The organism is Salinicola halophyticus (genome assembly GCF_003206695.1).
GTDB lineage: Bacteria > Pseudomonadota > Gammaproteobacteria > Pseudomonadales > Halomonadaceae > Salinicola > Salinicola halophyticus.
The window spans coordinates 1-547 of record NZ_PZJN01000011.1 but is presented as its reverse complement, the minus strand read 5'-3'; the positions used below and the strand labels follow the sequence as shown (position 1 = coordinate 547).

Annotated in this window: 2 pseudogenes; both read right to left on the bottom strand. The window is 64.2% G+C overall.

The window, feature by feature from the left end:
• Positions 1 to 207: pseudogene (locus DOM58_RS17900) on the bottom strand (Ig-like domain-containing protein); the annotation flags it as partial.
• A 79-nt stretch (positions 208 to 286) separates the two neighbouring features.
• Positions 287 to 493 (bottom strand): annotated as a pseudogene (locus DOM58_RS17895) (Ig-like domain-containing protein); the annotation flags it as partial.
• Between the last annotated feature and the right edge of the window lie 54 nt (positions 494 to 547).

Genomic DNA, 547 nt, shown 5'->3' with positions numbered 1-547 from the left:
GCTCTCGCCCGCGGCAAGACTGTCGAAGTCAGTGCCGGGGGTGAAGCTATAGCTGCCGTCGGCGTTGAAGCTGAGACTGCCGTTGCCCTGACCCACGCCAGTGTCGAGCGCATAGCCGGCGATCGTCCCATCGACATCCGATGCTGCCGGCACCTGGCCAGCCAGCACCGTGTTCTCTTCCGTCGTGGCCGTGGCCGCCTGAGCGACAGGGGCATCGTTGGTGNNCGGTGTAGCTGAAGGTCACGTCGCGGCTTTCACCCGCGGCCAGACCGTCGAAGTCAGTGCCGGGGGTGAAGATGTAGCTGCCGTCGGTGTTGAACGTCAGGCTACCGTTGTCGTCACCGACGTTATCCACGAGCTGGTAACCGGCAATGGTGCCGTCGACATCCGTCGCTACCGGGACCTGGCCAGTCAGCACCGTGTTCTCACCGGTGATCTGAGTATCAGCGGCAGCCATCGGCGCATCGTTGGTGCCGGTGACGGTAATCGTCACCGTCTGCGGCGCGCTCACGCCGCCGTCGTTATCGGTAGCGGTGTAGCTGAAGGT